Origin of the sequence: Amycolatopsis pigmentata (assembly GCF_042684065.1) — a bacterium.
Lineage (GTDB): Bacteria > Actinomycetota > Actinomycetes > Mycobacteriales > Pseudonocardiaceae > Amycolatopsis_E > Amycolatopsis_E pigmentata.
Genome location: NZ_JBHUKR010000007.1, coordinates 918548 through 937187, shown reverse-complemented (window position 1 = coordinate 937187; position 18640 = coordinate 918548). Strand labels below are relative to the sequence as shown.

General features: G+C 67.8%; 18 protein-coding genes and 1 tRNA gene. 3 read left to right on the top strand and 16 right to left on the bottom strand.

Annotated elements, in window-relative coordinates:
* Positions 1-95: 95 nt before the first annotated feature.
* From ACFSXZ_RS17480 to ACFSXZ_RS17435, 10 genes are all read right to left on the bottom strand, one after another.
* Positions 96-1703 (bottom strand): solute symporter family protein, encoded by a 1608-nt coding sequence (locus tag ACFSXZ_RS17480; protein ID WP_378266076.1) that lies wholly within the window; start codon positions 1701-1703, stop codon positions 96-98.
* The gene (locus tag ACFSXZ_RS17475; RefSeq protein WP_378266075.1) at positions 1700-2044 is read right to left on the bottom strand and encodes a DUF485 domain-containing protein; all 345 of its coding nucleotides are present in this window, start codon (positions 2042-2044) and stop codon (positions 1700-1702) included. The genes ACFSXZ_RS17480 and ACFSXZ_RS17475 overlap by 4 nt, the downstream gene beginning before the upstream one ends.
* Positions 2045-2289: 245 nt before the next feature.
* A complete protein-coding gene (locus ACFSXZ_RS17470; protein ID WP_378266074.1) occupies positions 2290-4071 on the bottom strand; it encodes a sodium/solute symporter in 1782 nt (593 codons plus the stop codon).
* Positions 4072-4113: 42 nt separating this feature from the next.
* On the bottom strand, positions 4114-4614 hold the full coding sequence (locus ACFSXZ_RS17465; protein ID WP_378266501.1) for a hypothetical protein: 501 nt from the start codon (positions 4612-4614) through the stop codon (positions 4114-4116).
* A gap of 5 nt (positions 4615-4619) precedes the next feature.
* Complete coding sequence (locus ACFSXZ_RS17460; RefSeq protein WP_378266073.1) at positions 4620-5441, bottom strand: LytR/AlgR family response regulator transcription factor; 822 nt, start codon at positions 5439-5441, stop codon at positions 4620-4622.
* 51 nt (positions 5442-5492) lie between these two features.
* Entirely contained in the window at positions 5493-6338 is an 846-nt protein-coding gene (locus ACFSXZ_RS17455) for a S49 family peptidase (RefSeq protein WP_378266072.1), read from the bottom strand.
* A 146-nt stretch (positions 6339-6484) separates the two neighbouring features.
* A complete protein-coding gene (locus ACFSXZ_RS17450) occupies positions 6485-7795 on the bottom strand; it encodes a histidine kinase (protein ID WP_378266071.1) in 1311 nt (436 codons plus the stop codon).
* Between the two features lie 245 nt (positions 7796-8040).
* Positions 8041-8892 (bottom strand): Fpg/Nei family DNA glycosylase, encoded by an 852-nt coding sequence (locus tag ACFSXZ_RS17445; RefSeq protein WP_378266070.1) that lies wholly within the window; start codon positions 8890-8892, stop codon positions 8041-8043.
* A gap of 3 nt (positions 8893-8895) precedes the next feature.
* The gene (locus ACFSXZ_RS17440) at positions 8896-9336 is read right to left on the bottom strand and encodes a DUF983 domain-containing protein (protein ID WP_378266500.1); all 441 of its coding nucleotides are present in this window, start codon (positions 9334-9336) and stop codon (positions 8896-8898) included.
* Positions 9337-9427: 91 nt separating this feature from the next.
* Positions 9428-10897, bottom strand: coding sequence for a sigma-70 family RNA polymerase sigma factor (locus tag ACFSXZ_RS17435; protein WP_378266069.1), 1470 nt, complete (start codon positions 10895-10897; stop codon positions 9428-9430).
* A 173-nt stretch (positions 10898-11070) separates the two neighbouring features.
* Here ACFSXZ_RS17435 and ACFSXZ_RS17430 point away from each other — a divergent pair.
* Positions 11071-11143: transfer RNA gene (locus ACFSXZ_RS17430), tRNA-Gly, on the top strand.
* 294 nt (positions 11144-11437) lie between these two features.
* Here ACFSXZ_RS17430 and ACFSXZ_RS17425 read toward each other — a convergent pair.
* Positions 11438-13756 (bottom strand): oxidoreductase, encoded by a 2319-nt coding sequence (locus ACFSXZ_RS17425; protein ID WP_378266068.1) that lies wholly within the window; start codon positions 13754-13756, stop codon positions 11438-11440.
* A gap of 176 nt (positions 13757-13932) precedes the next feature.
* Here ACFSXZ_RS17425 and ACFSXZ_RS17420 point away from each other — a divergent pair, with 176 nt between their 5' ends.
* Positions 13933-14931 (top strand): hypothetical protein, encoded by a 999-nt coding sequence (locus ACFSXZ_RS17420; protein ID WP_378266067.1) that lies wholly within the window; start codon positions 13933-13935, stop codon positions 14929-14931.
* Positions 14932-14940: 9 nt separating this feature from the next.
* Here the strand turns inward: ACFSXZ_RS17420 and ACFSXZ_RS17415 are convergent, their stop codons facing one another.
* From ACFSXZ_RS17415 to ACFSXZ_RS17405, 3 genes are read right to left on the bottom strand one after another with little or no spacing between them, the layout of a single operon-like run.
* A complete protein-coding gene (locus ACFSXZ_RS17415; RefSeq protein ID WP_378266066.1) occupies positions 14941-15351 on the bottom strand; it encodes a type II toxin-antitoxin system VapC family toxin in 411 nt (136 codons plus the stop codon).
* Complete coding sequence (locus ACFSXZ_RS17410; protein WP_378266065.1) at positions 15348-15578, bottom strand: FitA-like ribbon-helix-helix domain-containing protein; 231 nt, start codon at positions 15576-15578, stop codon at positions 15348-15350. Before ACFSXZ_RS17410 ends, ACFSXZ_RS17415 begins: the two co-directional genes overlap by 4 nt.
* 44 nt (positions 15579-15622) lie before the next feature.
* On the bottom strand, positions 15623-16354 hold the full coding sequence (locus tag ACFSXZ_RS17405; RefSeq protein ID WP_378266064.1) for an alpha/beta hydrolase: 732 nt from the start codon (positions 16352-16354) through the stop codon (positions 15623-15625).
* 192 nt (positions 16355-16546) lie between these two features.
* Here ACFSXZ_RS17405 and ACFSXZ_RS17400 point away from each other — a divergent pair, with 192 nt between their 5' ends.
* Complete coding sequence (locus tag ACFSXZ_RS17400; protein ID WP_378266063.1) at positions 16547-16918, top strand: winged helix-turn-helix transcriptional regulator; 372 nt, start codon at positions 16547-16549, stop codon at positions 16916-16918.
* 9 nt (positions 16919-16927) lie between these two features.
* On the opposite strand, the gene ACFSXZ_RS17395 is transcribed toward ACFSXZ_RS17400, so the two are convergent.
* Positions 16928-17701 (bottom strand): amino acid ABC transporter ATP-binding protein, encoded by a 774-nt coding sequence (locus tag ACFSXZ_RS17395; RefSeq protein ID WP_378266062.1) that lies wholly within the window; start codon positions 17699-17701, stop codon positions 16928-16930.
* The gene (locus ACFSXZ_RS17390) at positions 17698-18636 is read right to left on the bottom strand and encodes an amino acid ABC transporter permease (RefSeq protein ID WP_378266061.1); all 939 of its coding nucleotides are present in this window, start codon (positions 18634-18636) and stop codon (positions 17698-17700) included. Before ACFSXZ_RS17390 ends, ACFSXZ_RS17395 begins: the two co-directional genes overlap by 4 nt.
* Positions 18637-18640 lie beyond the last annotated feature (4 nt).

The following is an 18640-nucleotide window of genomic DNA, read 5'->3' as shown; positions in this document are numbered from 1 at the left end:
GGGCCATCCTCCCATCCCGGCGCGTTCCCTGCCCATAAAGGACCGAGGCCGTCCCCCGGGCTCCGTTGCCCGGGGGACGGCCTCGCACCACTGCCCTAGTGGGCGGCGGCCTTTTCGGCGTGGGCGCCGGTGAGCGCGCGCACCTCCATCTCCGCGTACTTCTCGGTCTTCTCCTTGGACGTGACCGTGCCCAGCCAGCCGAGGAAGAACGAAAGCGGGATCGAGACCAGACCCGGGTTCTCCAACGGGAACCAGTGGAAGTCGACGCCCTTGATCATGGGCTTCGCGCCACCGGACACCGCGGGCGAGAACACGATCAGCACGATGGTGACGACGAGACCGCCGTAGATGCTGAACAGCGCGCCCCGGGTGTTGAACCGCTTCCAGAACAGCGAGTACAGGATCGTCGGCAGGTTGGCCGAGGCGGCCACCGCGAAGGCCAGCGCCACCAGGAAGGCGACGTTCTGGTCCTTGGCCAGGATGCCGCCGATGATCGCGACGGCACCGATCACCAGCGCGGTGATCCGGGCGACCCGCACCTCGGCGAGCTTGCTGTCGACCGCGCCCTTCTTGATCACGTTGGCGTACACGTCGTGCGCGAACGACGAAGCCGCGGTGATCGTCAGCCCGGCCACCACGGCCAGGATCGTGGCGAAGGCGACCGCCGAGATCAGCCCGAGCAGGACCGGACCGCCGAGCTGGAGCGCGAGCAGCGGCGCCGCCGCGTTCGTGGTGCCCGGGGCCTTGCTGATCTTTTCCGGCCCGACCAGCGCGCCGGCGCCGAAGCCGAGGACGAGGGTGAACAGGTAGAAGATGCCGATCAAGGCGATCGCCCACACCACCGAACGACGGGCGTCACGCGCGGTGGGCACCGTGTAGAAGCGCATCAGCACGTGCGGCAGGCCCGCAGTGCCGAGCACCAGCGCGATGGCCAGCGACAGGAAGTCCAGCTTGGTGGTGCCGGTCTTGCCGTACTGCTTGCCCGGTCCGAGCAGCGCCTCGCCGGTCTTGCCGCCCTTCTCCACCGCGTGCTGCATGAGGTTCGACAGGTTGAAGCCGTACTTGCCGAGTACCCACAGGGTCATCGCCAGCGCGCCGACGATGAGCAGCGCCGCCTTGATGATCTGCACCCAGGTGGTGCCCTTCATGCCACCGATCAGCACGTACAGCACCATGATCACGCCGACGACCGCGATCACGACGTCCTGCGCCACGTTCCCGCTGACCCCGAGCAGCAGGTTGACCAGGCCACCGGCGCCGGTCATCTGGGCCAGCAGGTAGAAGAACGAGACCACCAGCGTGGAGACCGCGGCGGCGGCGCGGACCGGTCCCTGCTTCATCCGGAACGCCAGCACGTCACCCATGGTGAACTTGCCGGTGTTCCGCAGCAGTTCGGCGACCAGCAGCAACGCGACCAGCCAGGCGACCAGGAACCCGATCGAGTAGAGGAACCCGTCGTAGCCGTTGACCGCGATCGCGCCCGCGATGCCGAGGAAGGAGGCGGCGGACAGGTAGTCACCCGAGATCGCGATGCCGTTCTGCGGACCGGTGAACGCCCGGCCTGCCGCGTAGTAGTCCGACGCGGTCTTGGTGTTGCGGCTCGCCCAGAACACGATCACCAGCGTGATCGCCACGAAGACCGCGAAGATGATGATGTTGAGCGTCGGGTTGCTGCCCTCGACGCCCGCGGCCAGCTGCTTCACTCGGACTCTCCCTCGATCTCACCGCGGATCTTGTCGGCCACCGGGTCGAGCTTCCGGTTGGCGTACCGGACATAGAGCCAGGTGATCACGAACGTGGACACGAACTGCAACAGGCCGATGACCAGGCCCACGTTGATGTTGCCGGCCACCTTGGTGGACATGAAGCCGTGCGCGTAGTCCGCCAGAAGAACGTAAAGGAGGTACCAGGCCAGAAAGATGACGGTCATCGGGAAGACGAAGACCCGAAGCCTCCGGCGCAGATCGGCGAACTCGGCGCTCGCCTGCACCTGCTCCCAATCAGTACCCGGACCCGTCTCCAGGTCCTGGTCCGTACTGCTCACCGAACGACCTCCATCTGCGTTGCTCTGTTGTCCGTGGGGGGGATGCGGGTAGATCTTGCCCGGTCAACCACCCAATGTTGTTAATCCTTTCGGGTGAAAGACTCCACCAAGCGTGGACAAATTCCTGCCCGTTTGAGTGCAAACTGTCGGAATATCCCCGCCGTCCTGTGCACGCACCGGAGCGGCCGCTCACCCGGGCGCAGGGTATACCACCAAAAGAGTGGTTAACTACTCCATTCAGGTGGTTACTTACGGTGGCGACCACGCCGGGTTCGGGCCTTTTCTTCGACTTGCCCGAAGCGCGCCACCGCGCGGTCCCGCATGAAACCGAGCGGATCGGGCGCGTGCAGCCGGAGCATGACCGCGTTGACATCCGCCGGCCGCCCGGCGCGCGTGGCGAGACTGCCCAGGATGGTGACCACGAACGCGGCCGGAACCGTGATCAGCCCCGGCTGCACCACGAACCAGGGCATCGTGTTCCGGGTATAGCCGCTGATGATGTTCGCGGCCAGCGACGCGAGCACCAGCCCGCCCCCGACCACCATGCCGGCGACCGCGCCGGGCCAGGTGAGCCCCCGCCACCACACCCCGAGCACCAGCAACGGCGCGAACGTCGACGCGGCCAGGGCGAAGGACAGACCGACGCTCAGCGACAGATCCGTGGTCCGCAAGGCCAGCGCGAGCGTCGCGCCGACCAGGCCGACGATCACCGCGGCGGTCCGGAACTGCGACACCCGGCCCTTGAACACGTCGGTCGAGACCACGCCGGCCACGCTGACCAGCAACCCCGAAGACGTCGACAGGAAGGCGGCGAACGCGCCCGCCATGGTCACCCCGCCGAGGATCTGCCCGCCCAGCCCCGAGACCATGGTGGACGGCAACTGGAGCACGGCGGCATCGGTCTGGTCGTTGACGAGCAGCTGTGGAACGTACATCCGCGCCATCGCGCCCAGGAGCGTCGGGAACAGATAGAACAGCCCGAGCAGCAGCAACACGTGCACGGTCGTCCGCCGCGCCGCCTTGCCGTCCGGATTGGTGTAGAAGCGCACGAGCACGTGCGGCAGGCCCATCGTGCCGAAGAACAGCGCCAGCATCAGCGAATACGTCTGCAGCACGTCGGGGAACCCGCCCGACCCCGGGTGCAGCCAGTCGCTGTTCGCCGAGGTCGCGTCGACGACCACGGGTGTCGGCGTGCCGGCCGGGAAGGTCAGCTTCGTGCCGTTGGAGACACGTTCGGTGGCTCCCGAGACCCACGCCTCGATGTGGTCGGACGTCGCACCGGGCGCCCGGACCCGGACCGGCGTCAGGCGGTCCACCTTGAGCGTCACGTCGGTCTGCAGCTCGACCGTGGTCTCCTGCGAGAACGTCGGAGGTGCCGGGGAGTCGAGCGGACCGGCCGGCCCGGGCTGGCGCCCCGCGAGGAACACCGCGGCGAGGACGAAGGCGGGCACCGCGATGGCGAACAACTTGAGCCAGTACTGGAACGCCTGCACCACCGTGATCGCGCGCATTCCCCCCGCGATCACGTTGCCCATCACCACCAGGATCACCACGACCTCGCCCACCCACAGCGGCACCGGCAGCACCGTGCTCACCGCCAGCCCGGCTCCCTGAAGCTGCGGCACCAGGTACAACACGCCGATGAACACCACGAACGCGGTGGCGAACCGGCGCAGGACCACCGATCCGAGCCGCGCCTCGAGAAAGTCCGGCAGGGTATAGGCGCCGGAACGACGCAACGGCGCCGCGACGAACAGCATCAGTGCCAGGTATCCGGCGGTGAAGCCGATCGGATACCACAGGCCGTTGGCGCCGTCCTTGAGCACGATGCCCGCGACGCCGAGAAACGACGCGGCGGAAAGGTACTCGCCGGAGATCGCCGCCGCGTTGCGGCGGGAGCGCACGGTGCGCCGCGCGACCAGGAAGTCATGGGTGGTGCTGGCGAACCGGGACGAGCGATGCCCCAGGTAGAAGGTCGGGACCGCGACCACAAGGACACCGGTCAACGCCCACGGGTTCAACTGCACGCGGGGATTGTCTCAGGGCTGGCAAATGGAAAGCGTGCTGTGTCAACTTTCGATCATTGCCACGAAGTCCCGCTCGTGGCCCTCGGCGAGGTGGTTGTAGACCAGGCCCACCACGAAAAGCAGCGGAAAGGGCAGGATGCCGAGCAACAGCCACGCCAGCGGCACCCCGATCAGCCGGATCGCGGCGAACCCCGGCGACAGATAGAACGCGACCGGCAGCGAGGCCAGCACGAGCAGCACCAACAGGGCCAGTCCGAGCGCGGTCCGCATCTGGCGCTTCACCAGATCCTTGATCAGTGCCTCGCCCCAGCTTGTCTGCTCCTCCAGTTCGACCCTGGCCCGCAGCGTGGGTGTCGATCGGGAGCGGGGATCGGCGAGCACCACACGCTGCCGTTTGGGGGGCTTCGCCGGGGCGGGCGGCGGCTCGGTCGGCGGTGCCGGCGGGATGGACTCCACCGGAGCGAACGCATGGAACCGCTTGCCCAGCGTGGGATCCGGCTCCCGGACCCCGCCGGCCTCCTGGTAGTAGTCCTCATCGCGCACAGGCGTCACCGGCCGGTCAGCCGATCCTTCAGTTCACGGGTGTGCCGCCGTGACACCGGCAGCAGCTTTTCCTCGTTCCCGATCACCACCTGGTAGCCGCCCTGCCCCATGCGCAGTTCGGTGATCAGGTTCAGCGCGACCAGGAATGACCGGTGGATCCGCACGAACCCCGCCTTGGCCCAGCGCTCTTCGAGCTGGGTGAGCGGGATGCGCACCAGGTGGCTGCTGCCGTCGTCGGTGAACAGGCGCGCGTAGTCGCCCTGTGCCTCCACCCAGCGCACCGTGGAGCGGGGCACGAGTTTCGTGGTCCCGGCGAGTTCGACCGGGATCACCTCGTCGTCGTCCTGCTTGACCGGGGCCGCCGCGGCCCCGGTCTGGGCGGGCGCCGCGCGCAACCGCTCCAGCACTCGCTCGACCGCACGGTCCAGCCTGCTCTGGTTGCACGGTTTGAGCAGGTAGTCGACCGCGCCGAGGTCGAAGGCGTTGACCGCCTCGTGCGCGTGCCCGGTGACGAACACCAGCACCGGCGCGGGATTGAGCGCGGAGAACACCTTCGCCATCTCCATGCCCGAGAGGCCGGGCATCTGCAGGTCGGCGAAGACCGCGTCGATGACGGGAAGTCCGCGCTCCTTGCGCTGCCGTAATTCCGGATCGTCCGAAGCCAGCAGGCGCAGGGCTTCGGCCGCGTCGACCGCGCGGAAGACCTTGCCGATATTGGGATTGCCCCGCAGGTTGTCGACGAGCAGGTTCAGGCCATGGGGCTCGTCGTCCACAGCCAGGACGATGAGCTTTCGGGTGTCGTTGTGCGCACTCACAGTGTTTCGCATCTTGCCCAGTGGGGGACCCGGATGTCCATACCGCTGCCGGGCGACGAACAATCAAAGCCCGTAGCGTGACCAAGCCACTCGCTGTACGACCGCGTCCAGCATGGCCCCGGCGGCGGCCGGCGCGGACAGGCCCAACCTGGCCAAAAGCGGCTTTTTCGGCTCCGCCACCGTGATTTCCGCGTCCGGGAAGCGCTTGGCGATCACCTCGCGAAAGTTTCCCACGCCGTCCACCAGCCCCAGGTCCAGTGCCTTGCCGCCCAGCCAGACGTCGCCGGTGAACAGTTCTTCGGTCCCGGCGAGCCGGTCACCACGGCGCTCTTTCACCCATTCCACGAACAGTTCGTGAAGCTGGGCATGCATCTTCTTGAGCCATTCGACGTCCTGCGGCTTCTCCGGGCTGAACGGGTCGAGGCGTGCCTTGTACTCGCCCGCGGTGTGCAGGCGGCGCTCGATGCCGAAACGCTCCAGCAGGCCGGTGAACCCGAAACCCCCGCTGACCACGCCGATCGAACCGACCATGGAGGTCGAGTGCGCGTAGATCTCGTCCGCCGCGCAGGCGAGCCAGTAACCGCCGGAGGCCGCGACGTCCTCGCAGAACGCCAGGACGGGCACGTCCTGCTTCTTCGCGGCCATCTGCCGGATCCGCTCGGCGATCAACCCGGACTGGGTCGGCGCGCCACCCGGCGAGTTGATCAGCAGGGCGACCGCCTGGAGCCGGTCGTGAGCGAACGCCCTGGTCAGCGCCGACTCGACGGACTGGAGGTTGATCACACCACGGTGGAACGGCGAGCCCGAGGGCGTGATCACACCGTGCAGCCTGACCACCGCGACCACGTCGGTACGATCGCTTCGGTCACCGATGCGCGGGATCCTGCTGGCGACAGTCTTGACATCCATGCCGCCAGGTTACTGATCCGACCAAAAGTAGGCCGCCCCCGAGCATTACGTACCGTTACTACGCAAGCCGGATAGCCGTGGCTGTGGTCGGATCAGTAACAAACGACACAGCAGGCTCACCCGCCGGAAAACGCCCGGACCCCGCGCTACCTGATCCCGATGCTGCCGTCGGGCCGGTGCGACGCGGCGCTGCGGCGAGCATGCGCGGGCGAGCCGCCGCGCGCCTCCTGTGGCGGTACGGCGGCCGAGTAGTCCGGCAGTTCGGTGCGCACGCCGGGCGCGAACTTAGGCACCCGCAGGGTCACCTTCATCCCCGCGCCGGGCGCGGTTTCCACCATCAGCGCGTACTCGTCGCCGAAAAGCTGCCGCATCCGCGCGTTGATGTTGCCCAGGCCGACGTGCGCGCCCGTGCGGTGCGAGTTGCGCAGATCGGCCAGTCGCGCCGGATCCATGCCGATGCCGTCGTCCTCGACGCTGATCAGCGCTTCGGCGCCGTAGTCCTGCGCGGTCACCGTGACCATGCCACCGGTGGGCTTGTTCGCCAGTCCGTGCTGGACCGCGTTTTCCACCAGTGGCTGGATGATCAGGAACGGCACCACCACCGACAGCACCTCGGGGGCGATCTTCAGCCGGACTTCGAGGCGGCCGCCGAAGCGAGCGCGTTCGATGGTGAGGTAGCGGTCGATGTTGCGCAGTTCGTCGGCCAGCGACGTGAACATGCCCGACGTGCGGAACGAATACCGCGTGAAGTCCGCGAACTCCTGGAGCAGTTCGCGCGCCTCTTCGGGATCGGTGCGGATGAGCGAGGAGATCGTGTTGAGCGCGTTGTAGATGAAGTGCGGTGAGATCTGCGCCCGCAGCGCCTTGATTTCGGCCTGCTGGAGCTGGAGTTTCGACTCGTCGAGCCGGGCCAGTTCGAACTGGGTGCAGACGAACTGCGCGACCGCGTCCGCCATCTGGATCAGGCGCTTACCGCGGCTGCGGCCGACCACGATCAGCACCGCCTCGATCTCGCCGTCGACGATCAACGGCACGATCACGGCGGTCTTCATCTTGCAGGTCCCGCGGTGGTCACACGGGACGTCGTCGTGTGCCACCACCTCGCGGCGATGCTTGCGGATGGCCAGGCCGATCGCGGCGGTCAGGTCGACGTAGTGGTCGTTGGCCTCGCCGTCCCACGAAACCAGCGTGGCTTCCGCGTCGGTGATGCCGATCGCCACGCACTTGAGCAGTTCGAGCAGCTGGGAGGTGATCCGGTCGGCGGAGTTCTGGTCGAAACCTTCGCGAAGATCGGGAGTGGCCTTCGACATGTGGTAGACGGCCTCGAGAACGGCGTCGTCGACGAAGCTGCTCGGCTTGCGGGAACGGGCGGCGACCACCACGAGGGCGATCAGCAGCACCCCTGCGACGGACCAGGGGATGATCTGTGCGATCGGCAACGCGGGCACGGCGTCCATGCTCTTTGAGAGGGGGGCGAGGTGCAAGCCTTCCGGCCCACTTTCTGTTCCGGCGACCTCACCCTCTGGTAACGATCAGTCTACCCGGAGGCGAGGTGTGCGTGGGCGCGACGTGACGCGGTCGCGCGCGCGGCAGCCGGCCGACGGCCACGAGTTCCTCGCCTTTCCGCCCTGTCCAGCCGCCCTGACCTGCTCATTCCGCGTCCGGCATGACGAGCGACACTTATGTCCACAATGGACTAGAACTATTTGAGCAGGCGCGACATGCGGCGGTCGGCGAGTGGCTTCCCACCGGTCTGACAGGTCGGGCAGTACTGGAAAGACTTGTCCGCGAAAGCGATCTCACGAACGGTATCCCCGCAGACCGGACACGGCAGTCCGGTCCTCGCGTGCACCCGCAACCCGGAACGCTTCTCCCCCTTGAGCCGCGCGGCGGCCTGACCGACCGACCGTTTCACCGCTCCGGTCAGCACTTCCCGCATCGCGGCGGCCAGCCTGTCCAGCGCCTCGCCGGAGAGCCGTCCCGGCGTGGCATAGGGCGAAAGCTTCGCGGTGTGCAGGATCTCGTCGGAATAGGCGTTGCCGATCCCGGCGATCAGCGACTGGTCCGTGAGCGCGGTCTTGAGGCGTTCGGTGCGTCCGGACAGCAGCCGTCCGAGTTCTTCGCGATCCACTTCGAGGGCGTCCGGGCCCAGCCGCGCGATGCTCGGCACCTCCCGCGGATCACGGACGATCCACACCGCGAGGCCCTTCTTCGTGCCGGCCTCGGTCAGATCGAAACCCGGGCCGCCGAGGTGCACCCGCAGCGCGAGCGGCCCCCGGCCGGGCTTCGGCGGAGCCGGGGACAGCGAGTCCGACCAGCGCAGCCAGCCCGCGCGCGCCAGATGGACGACGAGATGCAGCCCGTCGCAGTCGAGATCGAGATGCTTGCCGTGGCGGCCCGCGCCGGTCACCTCCCGGCCGTGCAGTTCCGTCCACTGTGGAGTCACGGTCTTGAGCACCGACAGCGAAGCCACGTCCACCCGCGTCACCGTGCGGCCCACCGCGTGTTCACGCAGGTGGTGGGCCAGGGCTTCGACCTCGGGCAGTTCGGGCACGGGTCACTCCATCGGGTGCAGGGGGCCGTCGAAGTCCGGCATCGAGTGCTTGTGGATCGACTTGGCGACCTCGTTCACTTCGCGGCGGACGCGGAACATCCCCGAGACCACGCCCACCCAGCGCTCCGGCGACTGCTCGCCCATCACGTCACCGTCGGTTTCGGCGACCACCTTCCACGGGCGGTTCAACACCCAGCGCAACGGGAAGAAGAGGATGATCAGGAGAATCCCGTAGATCACCCAGGGGGGCACCACCACGCCCTTGGGCAACCAGGTCACCAGGATGACGGCCAGGACGATGGTCACCGTGAGCATCGCGAACCCGGACGCGGGGCTGCCCGCCACGTCGTGCTCGAAGTCCTCCGCGGTGACCGGCCTACGCCACTCCATCTGCGCCCGGATGACCCACTCCCGGTCGTCCTGGCCACGCACCGCCCGGTTCATCTGCTTCACGCCTCCCGCTCGATCGTGCCCTGAGCGTGGTCAACGTTAGCGCGGCCGGGCCGGACCGCGCGAGATGCGGAAGGGCAAGGTTCTACGCCGTTACCGCGTGCGCGTGCCGCTCACCCGGCGCGACCTCGGGGTGGCGGCCTTCCCTGCCGGACGATCGCCGGTCCCCCTCGTGCCGGTCGTCCTTGTCCCGCCCGCAGTCGTGGCGCGGGCGGCCGGTCGACGTTTCGCCGGAATGGGTGCCCGGTGCGCCGGACCCGGTCCTGGTCGTGGAGCTGCCACCCGCGCCGTAGGTGGCCGTAGTCGACGATCCCGAGTCGGCCCTGCCGGACCCGGAGGCGCTCTGGGAACCCTTGTCCGGGCCGCCCGTGCTGGAACGCGTGGCGGTGCCCGTGGTTCGCGTGGGTGAGAGGCTCACCATGACCGAAGACTGGGAGGAATTCCCGGTCGAAGACGCGCCGACGGAGGGCGGCAGGGGTTCGGATGTGTCGGGGTCCCTCGGGAGAGCCGGGCCGGGATCGCGTTTCGCCCCGTCCGGAGCGGCGGCCGAACCCCGTACGGGCGCGGGGAACGGCGGCGCCGCCAAATGCGACTCGGCGCCACCGGGCAGACTGATGGGGCGCGACTCGTGCGAGCCGACCAGCGCGGGCCCCACCGCGATGCCGGCCACACCCGCCGCGGTGGTGGACAGCAACGCGATGCCCACCTTCAGCTTCGACAGCAGCGCACCCTTCAGCGCCATCAGAGCACCCGACGCCCCGGATGCCACCCCGGTGGCCGGGACGAGCATCGCGAGCACACCCGCGTGGGCACGCAGGGACGAGCAGACCTCGCGCAACTCGGCGTGCATCGAGCGACACGAGGCGCACCCGAGCAGATGCGAACGGATCCGGCGGGCTTCCGAACCGGTCACGCTCCCGGCCGTGTAACCGCCCAGCTTCTCGATGACGCTCCGGCACCCCACATCCGGGACGCGGTTCATCGCCAGGTGCGCCTGGAGGTAGGCGGCGCGAAGCCCCTGACGGGCACGCCTGGCCAGCGCCGCCGTCGCGTTCGCGCTGAGCCCGAAGTGGGGCGCCACCACCGCGGGCTGCTCCCCCTCGACCTCGGTCTGCCACAACACGGCACGCCACCGTTCGGGCAGACTGGTGAAGGCGGTCGCGATCAGGTTCCGCTCCGCCGTTCCGGCGTGCGCGTCGGCGCCGGCACCCGCACGGTGGTTCAACTCGTCGTCGGTGACCGGGACGTCCCGGCGCGCCCCCCGCCATTCCCACGAGACCCGGCGCGCCACGGTCAACAGGTAGGCACGCACGTGATCGCGAGGACCAGCGCCGCGGCGCAACGCCTGGAGGACCCGGAAGAAGGTCTCGGCGGTGATGTCCTCGGCCTCGGAGCGATCGGCCGCGAGACCGAGCGCGAGCCGCCGGACGGCCTCGGCGTGCAGTTCGAAAAGTTCGCTGAACGCCTTGTCCTCACCGGTTCGGAGGCGAAGTAGAAGCGCCTGTTCGTCGGCCGAAGCCGTGCGCTGTTCCGGCACCGCCGTTTCCTCCGTCATTCGGCGACGCACCTCCTCCCCCGTTTGGTTGAATGTGCACACCATACGGAGGGAAAGGCCCGTCGTCACCCCTTGTACTCCTGGAGTGGCTGACTTCCCTCCTACCGGGTGGCTGTCAGCCACCGAAAGCTATCGGTATAGACTGTTGTTCCGTTCCGGTCACCCGGAACCACGCGGACGTAGCGCAGCTGGTAGCGCATCACCTTGCCAAGGTGAGGGTCGCGGGTTCGAATCCCGTCGTCCGCTCGCTCGGGGCTTGCTGCCCCCTACTCGCGCTTCGCGCTTCGCCGGGGGCACCCCATCGCCGTTACACCGGGGGTCGAACCCCCGGGCCCCCGCCAGGGGGCAAGCCCCCTGGACCCCCCGCGAGTTGGGCGTTTCCTCATTTTTGTGCCGCGTGTTGCGACTGGTCGTTTGTGGGTTGGCGTTTGTCTTAGGGGTGTGGGTTTTGGGTGGTGGGGGGTGGGTTTGGACCACCGGAGTGGGTCAAGTGTAGTGCGGTGGGGTGGGTTTGGGGAGTGTGGTCTGGACCTTTTTGGGTCAGGTGTCTCGGCGGATCATGCGGCCGGCGCCGGCGGCGACGGTGGTGGCGAGGATCCAGCCGGCGGCGATGAAGCCGTCGCTCACCCATTTGTCGGCACCGTGCATGTACCAGCGGCTCTTGTTGCCGAAGTCGACGATGGGGACAAGCAGGTCCGCGGTGTAGAGGATCGGGTTCCACTGAAGGCCGCTGTCCTGCTGGTCGATCGCGCAGCGGGGACCGTGGATCATGTAGTAGCCGGGACCGCCCGTGGTCGTGCAGTCGTCAGTGCCGAGACCGAACCAGAGGCTGCCCACGACGAGCAGGCCGATGAGCCAGCCCAGTGCCCGGATCGGCCGGTAGCCGTAGCCCACCATCCAGCGTTGCAGCCAGCTCCAGAGATGCACACCGGGCTTGAGGACCCGGCGGCCGCGGGCCAGCGCTTCGTAGCGGTACTGCTGCTTGCGGAACAGCACGGTGTCCGCGTGCTCTTCGTTGCCGCTGCTCCGGAGCATGGTGGCGAGCTGGTCGAACGGGCCAGGCTGGTACCCGTCCATCGCCCGGCGCAGCAACTCGACCCGTTCCTCCACCGCCCGGTCGTCCTGCATGCCGATGGGGTGCCGGAACACGTCGTAGCGGAAGTCCTCGATGTCCAGACCGCCCGTGGCGGACCAGAGAACCGCGTTGTCGTCCAGCATCTGGCACTGCGCGTGCCGCAACACCACGCGGCCCTGCGGCGGTTCACCCGGCACCAACAGGAACTCGTCCGCCCGGACGTCACTGGCGTCCAGCGCTACCCGGTGCTCCGGGAGGGAATTCAGCATCGCTCCGGTCAGATCGACCCGGCGCGCCGCGACCGCGCCGTCCATGGTGACGCCGGCTTCCGCGTGGAACGGCCGGCCATGCGAGGACGTGAGGGTGATATCGCGCCCGGCACGCGCGGTGCGCAGGTCCGCCGAGAAACTCGAACGCAACCGCACCGCCGCACCGGTGATCTCGGCGCCGTCGAGGTCGATGCTGCCCCCGGTTTCCGCGCCCTGCAGCCGCAAAGTGCCCTCGACCTTGGCCTGGCTCAGGTCCAGGTTCCCGGCAACCTTGATCCGTCGCGCCGACACCACGTCGCGCCCGGTGTGCAACAGATGTGTCCGGCTCAGCAGCACGTTGCCGCCGACGGTCACGTCGTTCATCCGGATCTGACCGGACGGCACGCGCAGCCCGGTCGCCTCGATGTCACCGTTGATCTCGCTGCCGTCCAGGTGCACCGCCCGGTCGTAGAACGGCTCCGCCTCACCGCGCGGCACCTTCACACGTGCCCGCGCCAGCCGCAGCGTGCCGCCGATCCGCGCGTTGAGCATGCGCAGCGTCCCGGTCGCCGAGAGGCCGTCGGAAAGCTCCACGTTGCCGTCGATCCGCACCCGGTCCGCGACCAGCGACGGCCACGGATCCACGTACGGGTCACCGTCCATGTCGACGCGGCCCCGTTTCGCGCTGTGCAGGTCCGCACCCCGCAGCACGACGTCGCCGTCCACCCGGGCGCTCGGCATGTGCAGCACGCCCCGCGCGGTGAAAACCTGGCGCCGCCCGGCGTCGCCGAAGGTGTCCGTCTCGCACAGCAGGCTTCCGCCGATGTGCACGCCGTTGCAGTCGAGCGCGAATCGCGACGGGTTGTCCAGCGTGGCGCCCGAAAAGTTCACATTGCCGCCGACCCGCATGCCCGGCAGGCGCACCTCGCCATCGGCCTCCATCCGGTAGGCCAGCAGCGCGCCCGTGATCACCAGCCGGTCCGCCTGGATCGCCCTGCCCTGCGGGTGGTCGATCCGGGTGCGGGTCAGCACCAGCGACCCGTCCACCACCGCGTCGGTCAGGTTGATCGCCGCGTCCGGCATGCCACGGTCCCGGCCGCTGGCGCGCTGCACCGCCGTCTCACCGTCCGCGGAGTCCGAGGGCTGGACCACGCTCCGGATCAACCGCACGTCGTTGCGGCTGCGCAGATTGCGCGCCTTGAGGCCGGGCAGCCAGCACTGCCGGAACACCAGGCCGAGCAGCTTCGCCTCGCGCACGTCCGGCGCGAACTCGAAGCGGCAGTTCTCGAAGCGGAACAGGCAATCGAGATCGGCGCCCCGGAGGTCCAGCCGCCCGGTTATGTAAGCGTTTTCAACGGGGACGACCGGAGCGTTGGTGGTCTGCTTCCGCCAGCGTTGCAGCACGCCCGTTTCCGGCTCCAGCAGAGGTTTCAGCAGATCCGCCGCGGCCAGGTGGTACCGCGCGTCGGGTATTCCCGCGAACGGGTCGAGCGGCGGCGGTTGCTGCTCCGCCGACCCCATCTGGCCTACCACCATTCGCGTCACTCCTCCATTCGGTGTAACCGACTTTACTGTGACGGCCTACCGTGTGTGGAAGTTCCAGCGTCGATTTTTGCCCCTGAAGCGAAGATACCGGGCCATTCGTGCGGGCAATCGCGGATGAACAGGCGAACGCGGGCACGAATAGTGCGAACAACGCTATCGTCGGTGACGTGGAGGCCCTTGGGGAGTTGAGAACGGTCACCGGTGAGGTGACCTATGGGGAACTGGCCACACTCCGCCGCCGCCTGTGGGCCGACGAAGACGCCGCCTATCGATGGCTCGGCCAATACCTGCCCACCACGCCGGATCGCCGGAGAGAAATCGAAGAGCAGTTCGAGGCGGCCGTCCGGGGGGCGGTGACCGGCGAAGGCGCGCTCGGGAGCTGGTGTGCCGAGCTGCGCGCCGAAATCGCCCCGGCCGTACCATTGGCGCGCTTGATCGCCGACCATCCCGAGCTCGATTTCCCGGTGATCGCCCCGAATGTCTCCGTCTGGCGCGTACTCGCCCACTTCGGCGGGGTGTTCGAGGTCTCCGCCGGCTGGGCCGCCGTGCCGGATCTCGCCTCCGCCGTGGCCATGACCCGGGCCGCGGTCACCGAACTGGCGGGCCGTTCCCCCGCCGCCATGCTCGGCGACCTCGGGTTCACCCTGGCCGACGAGGAACTTCTGGAATGGCTCACGCACTGCGGGTACCGGGTTTCGCGCCTGGAACTGCACCGGCCCCGCCAAAGCCTGCACCGGCTGCACGAGCGCGTTTCCGCCGCTCGAAGAGGTGCGCGAGGGCCCAGTGCGACGGACCTGGTCGCCGCCCTGCTGGAACAGAACGGTTCTCCGCTGCACATCGACGAAGTCCTCCGGCGCCTGCCGCGGAGGTTCAGCCGGGGCCCGTTGTACAACCGCCTCAACGCGGATGGCCGGTTCCTTCGCATCGCACCCAGCACGTTCGCGCTCGCAGGCTGGGACATCGAGCCCTACGCGGAGGCGGCCGGATCGAGCGCGGACAACGCCGCCCGCCTGATCGAGACCGAAGGAAGGCCGCTGCACCTGGACGAAATCCGGGCCAAGCTGAGCAAGCCGATCACTCGTGAAGGCCTTCGCAACGCGCTCAACGCGACCGACCGCCTCGTCCGCGTCGCCCCCTCCACCTACGCCCTGAAAGCCGACGTCTGAGTCAGCTCTTCAATTCGAGCCGAAGACCTCGATGCCACATTTCGCGGCACCACTCCGTTCGATCCTCGCGTCACTGGTGATCAGCGTCGCGGCCAGAGCCTCGGCCAGGGCAACGTACTGTGCGTCGTAGGCGCTCAGGTTCGCGTGCAGTCCCCGGACGCGATCCCACAGGAAGAACGTCTCGTGCCGGGCGAGCGGGAGCTGCCGGTAGGCATCAATGGCCTTGGCGACTTCGCGTTCCGCGAGTTTGTCCGCCCTCCTCATGCCGAGCAGGGCGGACTGGATCTCGTAGTCGATCAGCGTCGGCACGGCAACGGTCTCAGCGGCACCTACCCGCGTGCGGACAGCGAGGCCGAGCGGATCATGGTTCACGAGAAAATGCACCAGGGCTGAGCAGTCGATTACTACCGTCTCGCTCATCGCCCGGTCCGCGCCGCGTCGATCGCGGCCAGCACTTCGTCGGTGCTGATACTGGCCGTGGTCTCCCGATTCAGCCGCTCCACCATCTCCGCCAAGGTAGGCTTGGACGTCTCACGCGCGATGAGATCAAGGAAGTACGCCTGGAGCGACTTCCCGACCTGGGCGGCGCGAATCTTCAGTGTCTGAATCTGGTCATCCGGGACATCTCTGATCGTCAAAGCGGACATGCATACATTATAGCATCAATGCATGCAAATTGCAGAATTTTTGCTCAGTCGCCGAGCTTGAGCAACAGTTCGCTGAGTTCGGCGGGCATGGTGACCATGCAGTCGTGGCCGGTCGGCAACTCCCATACCTGCGCCGGAGAACCGTTGCGCTGTGTCGCGGCAACGGGCCTGCGGACGACGCCCTCCGGTTTCACGCCGCCGACGCAGTGGATGTGGGTGCACGGGATCTCGTTCACCGCCGGGTTGTCCAGGCGAACGGGCTGCTGAAGGCACCGCACCGGATGATCCGAGATCATCGTGCGCAGCCAGGCGATATCCGCGGGGTCGGTGACTCCGAACAGGCCATGGGGTGCCGGCTGCTCGGGCATCGGTGGAATACGCCAACTGCTGTCGGACTTGGCGGCCAGGTCGATCAGGTGCTGGGTGACGGGCATGACGTCGACCGCGCTCTCGCCGTCCTCCGGGACCATGGCGTCGAGGTACACCAGGTGCCCGATCCGGTCCGGAACCCGGTTGGCCACGGACGAGATGACCAGCCCCGCGTAGCTGTGCCCCACCAGGATCACCTCGGCGAGATCCTCGTCCTCGATCAGCGTGACGACGTCGTCGACGTGGGTGTCCAGCCCCACCTCGGGACTGAGCAGATGCGCCTTGTCGCCGTAGCCGGTCAGCGACGGGGCGTGCACCAGATGCCCGGCCGACTCCAGCAGGCCGACTACCCGATCCCAGCACCGGCCACTGTGCCAAGCGCCGTGGACCAGCAGAAATGTTGACATGATCTTCCTTTTCGATACGCGACAGCGCGCGAAGCACTGGCGGTTACTATTCCCGCCTCGGTATGGTTTGGGAACCACGATCATTGTGGTGCGCCCGGCGCGGATCAGGCAATAAGGCACATTTCGGTGCCCCGGTTCCTTGGAGGTAACCACGATCGCGGGGGCGCGCAAACTCGCGAGAAGGAGGTAACCATGGCCGCTTCCGAGCTGCGGCAGGAAGACGCGTGCCGGACCCGGGCGGTGCTGGATCTCGTCGGGGACAAGTGGTCGCTGCTGGTCGTGCGTTATCTCAGTCAGGGGCCGCACCGGTTCACCGAACTGAAGCGGGAAATAGACGGCATCAGTCAGCGCATGCTCACCGTCACCCTGCGAGCGCTGGAACGCGACGGCATCCTGACCCGTACCGTTCACAACGTCATGCCGCCCCACGTCAGCTACGAGCTGACCCCGATGGGCAGGACCCTCCGCGAAGCCGCGCTACCCCTGCTGGAATGGAGCGTCACGAACCTGGCGCACATCGATGCCGCGCGCGCCGAATACGACGCGCGCACCTCGCCCGCTTAGGGAATCCGGTCAGTCGTTCGGCGTGAGCACACGGGCGAGGAAGGCCCGGGTGCGCTCGTGCGCCGGATGGCCGATGACCTCCTCCGGAGTGCCCGCCTCGACGACCACCCCGCCGTCCATGAACATCACCTTGTCGGCGACCTCGCGCGCGAACTGCATCTCGTGGGTCACCACGACCATGGTCATGCCGTCGGACGCGAGCTGCCGCATCACGCCGAGCACGTCCCCGACCAGTTCCGGATCCAGTGCCGACGTGGGTTCGTCGAACAACATCAGCTTCGGCCGCATGGCCAGGGCACGCGCGATCGCGACCCGCTGCTGCTGACCGCCGGAAAGCTGAGCCGGGTAGGTCCGTTCCTTGTCCGCCAAGCCGACGCGGTCGAGGAGTTCCAGCGCCCGCTCACGGGCCTGCGACTTGTTCTCCCGGCGTACCCGTACCGGCGCCTCCATCACGTTCTCCAGCGCCGTCATGTGCGGGAACAGGTTGAAGCGCTGGAAGACCATGCCGATGTCCCTGCGCTGCTCGGCGATCTCGTTTTCCCGCAGCTCGTAGAGTTTGTCGCCCCGTTGCCGGTACCCGACCAGATGCCCGTCGACGTAGAGCCGCCCGGCGTCGATCTTTTCCAGGTGGTTGATACAGCGGAGCAGAGTGGACTTGCCCGAGCCGGACGGGCCGATCAGGCAGGCCACCTCCTTCGGCCGCACCTCGAAGTCGATGCCCCTGAGCACTTCCAGGCGCCCGAACCGCTTGTGAATGCCCTGCGCCTGCACCACGGGTGTCATCGCGCGGCCCCCTCGTTCCGTGAGCCGAAGCGGAAGCCGAGCATGCGCGCGGTCCAGATGGTCGTCTTCGGCGAGGCCGAACCCCGCGAAAACCTCTTCTCGATCCAGGTCTGGACCACGGTGAGGATCGACGTGAGCAGCAGGTACCACAACCCGGCCACGATCAGCAGCGGGGCGATCCTGAAGTTCTGCGCGTAGATCTGCTGGACCGAGGTCATCAGTTCGAAGTACCCGATGACGATCACCAGCGAGGTCGTCTTCAGCATCGCGATGGTCTCGTTGCCGGTCGGCGGGATGATCACCCGCATGGCCTGCGGCAGGATGATCCGTCGCAGCGTCTGCGTCCGGGACATGCCCAGCGCGCTCGCCGCCTCCAGTTGGCCTTCGTCCACCGAGAGGATGCCACCGCGCACGATCTCGGCCATGTAGGCGGCCTCGTTGAGCCCGAGCCCGAGCAGCGCCGCGACGAACGGCGTGATCAGGTGGTTGGTGTCGGCGGAGACGAACGTCGGGCCGAACGGGATGCCGACGCCGAGCCGGGGATAGAACAACGCGAGATAGTTCCAGATGATCAGCTGGGTGATCAGCGGTGTGCCCCGGAACAACCAGATGTAGAGCGCCGCCGCGCTCGAGGTGAGCGGATTCGGTGAAAGCCGCATCACGGCGAGGAGCACACCGCCCACCACGCCGATCACCATCGAGATCGCGGTGAGGATCAGCGTGTTCTCCAGCCCGCGCAGCACCCGGGGGTTGAACAGGTAGTCCCCGACGACGTTCCACTGCATCTGGGCGTTGGTGACCACGCTGTGCACCACGATGACGGCGACCAGCAGGATGACCAAGCCCGCGACCCACCGGCCGTAGTGCCGGACGGGCACCGCGCGAATGGCCTCGGGCGCGACGGTTTCCCGGTCGGCTGAGACGCGCTCGCTCATCGCC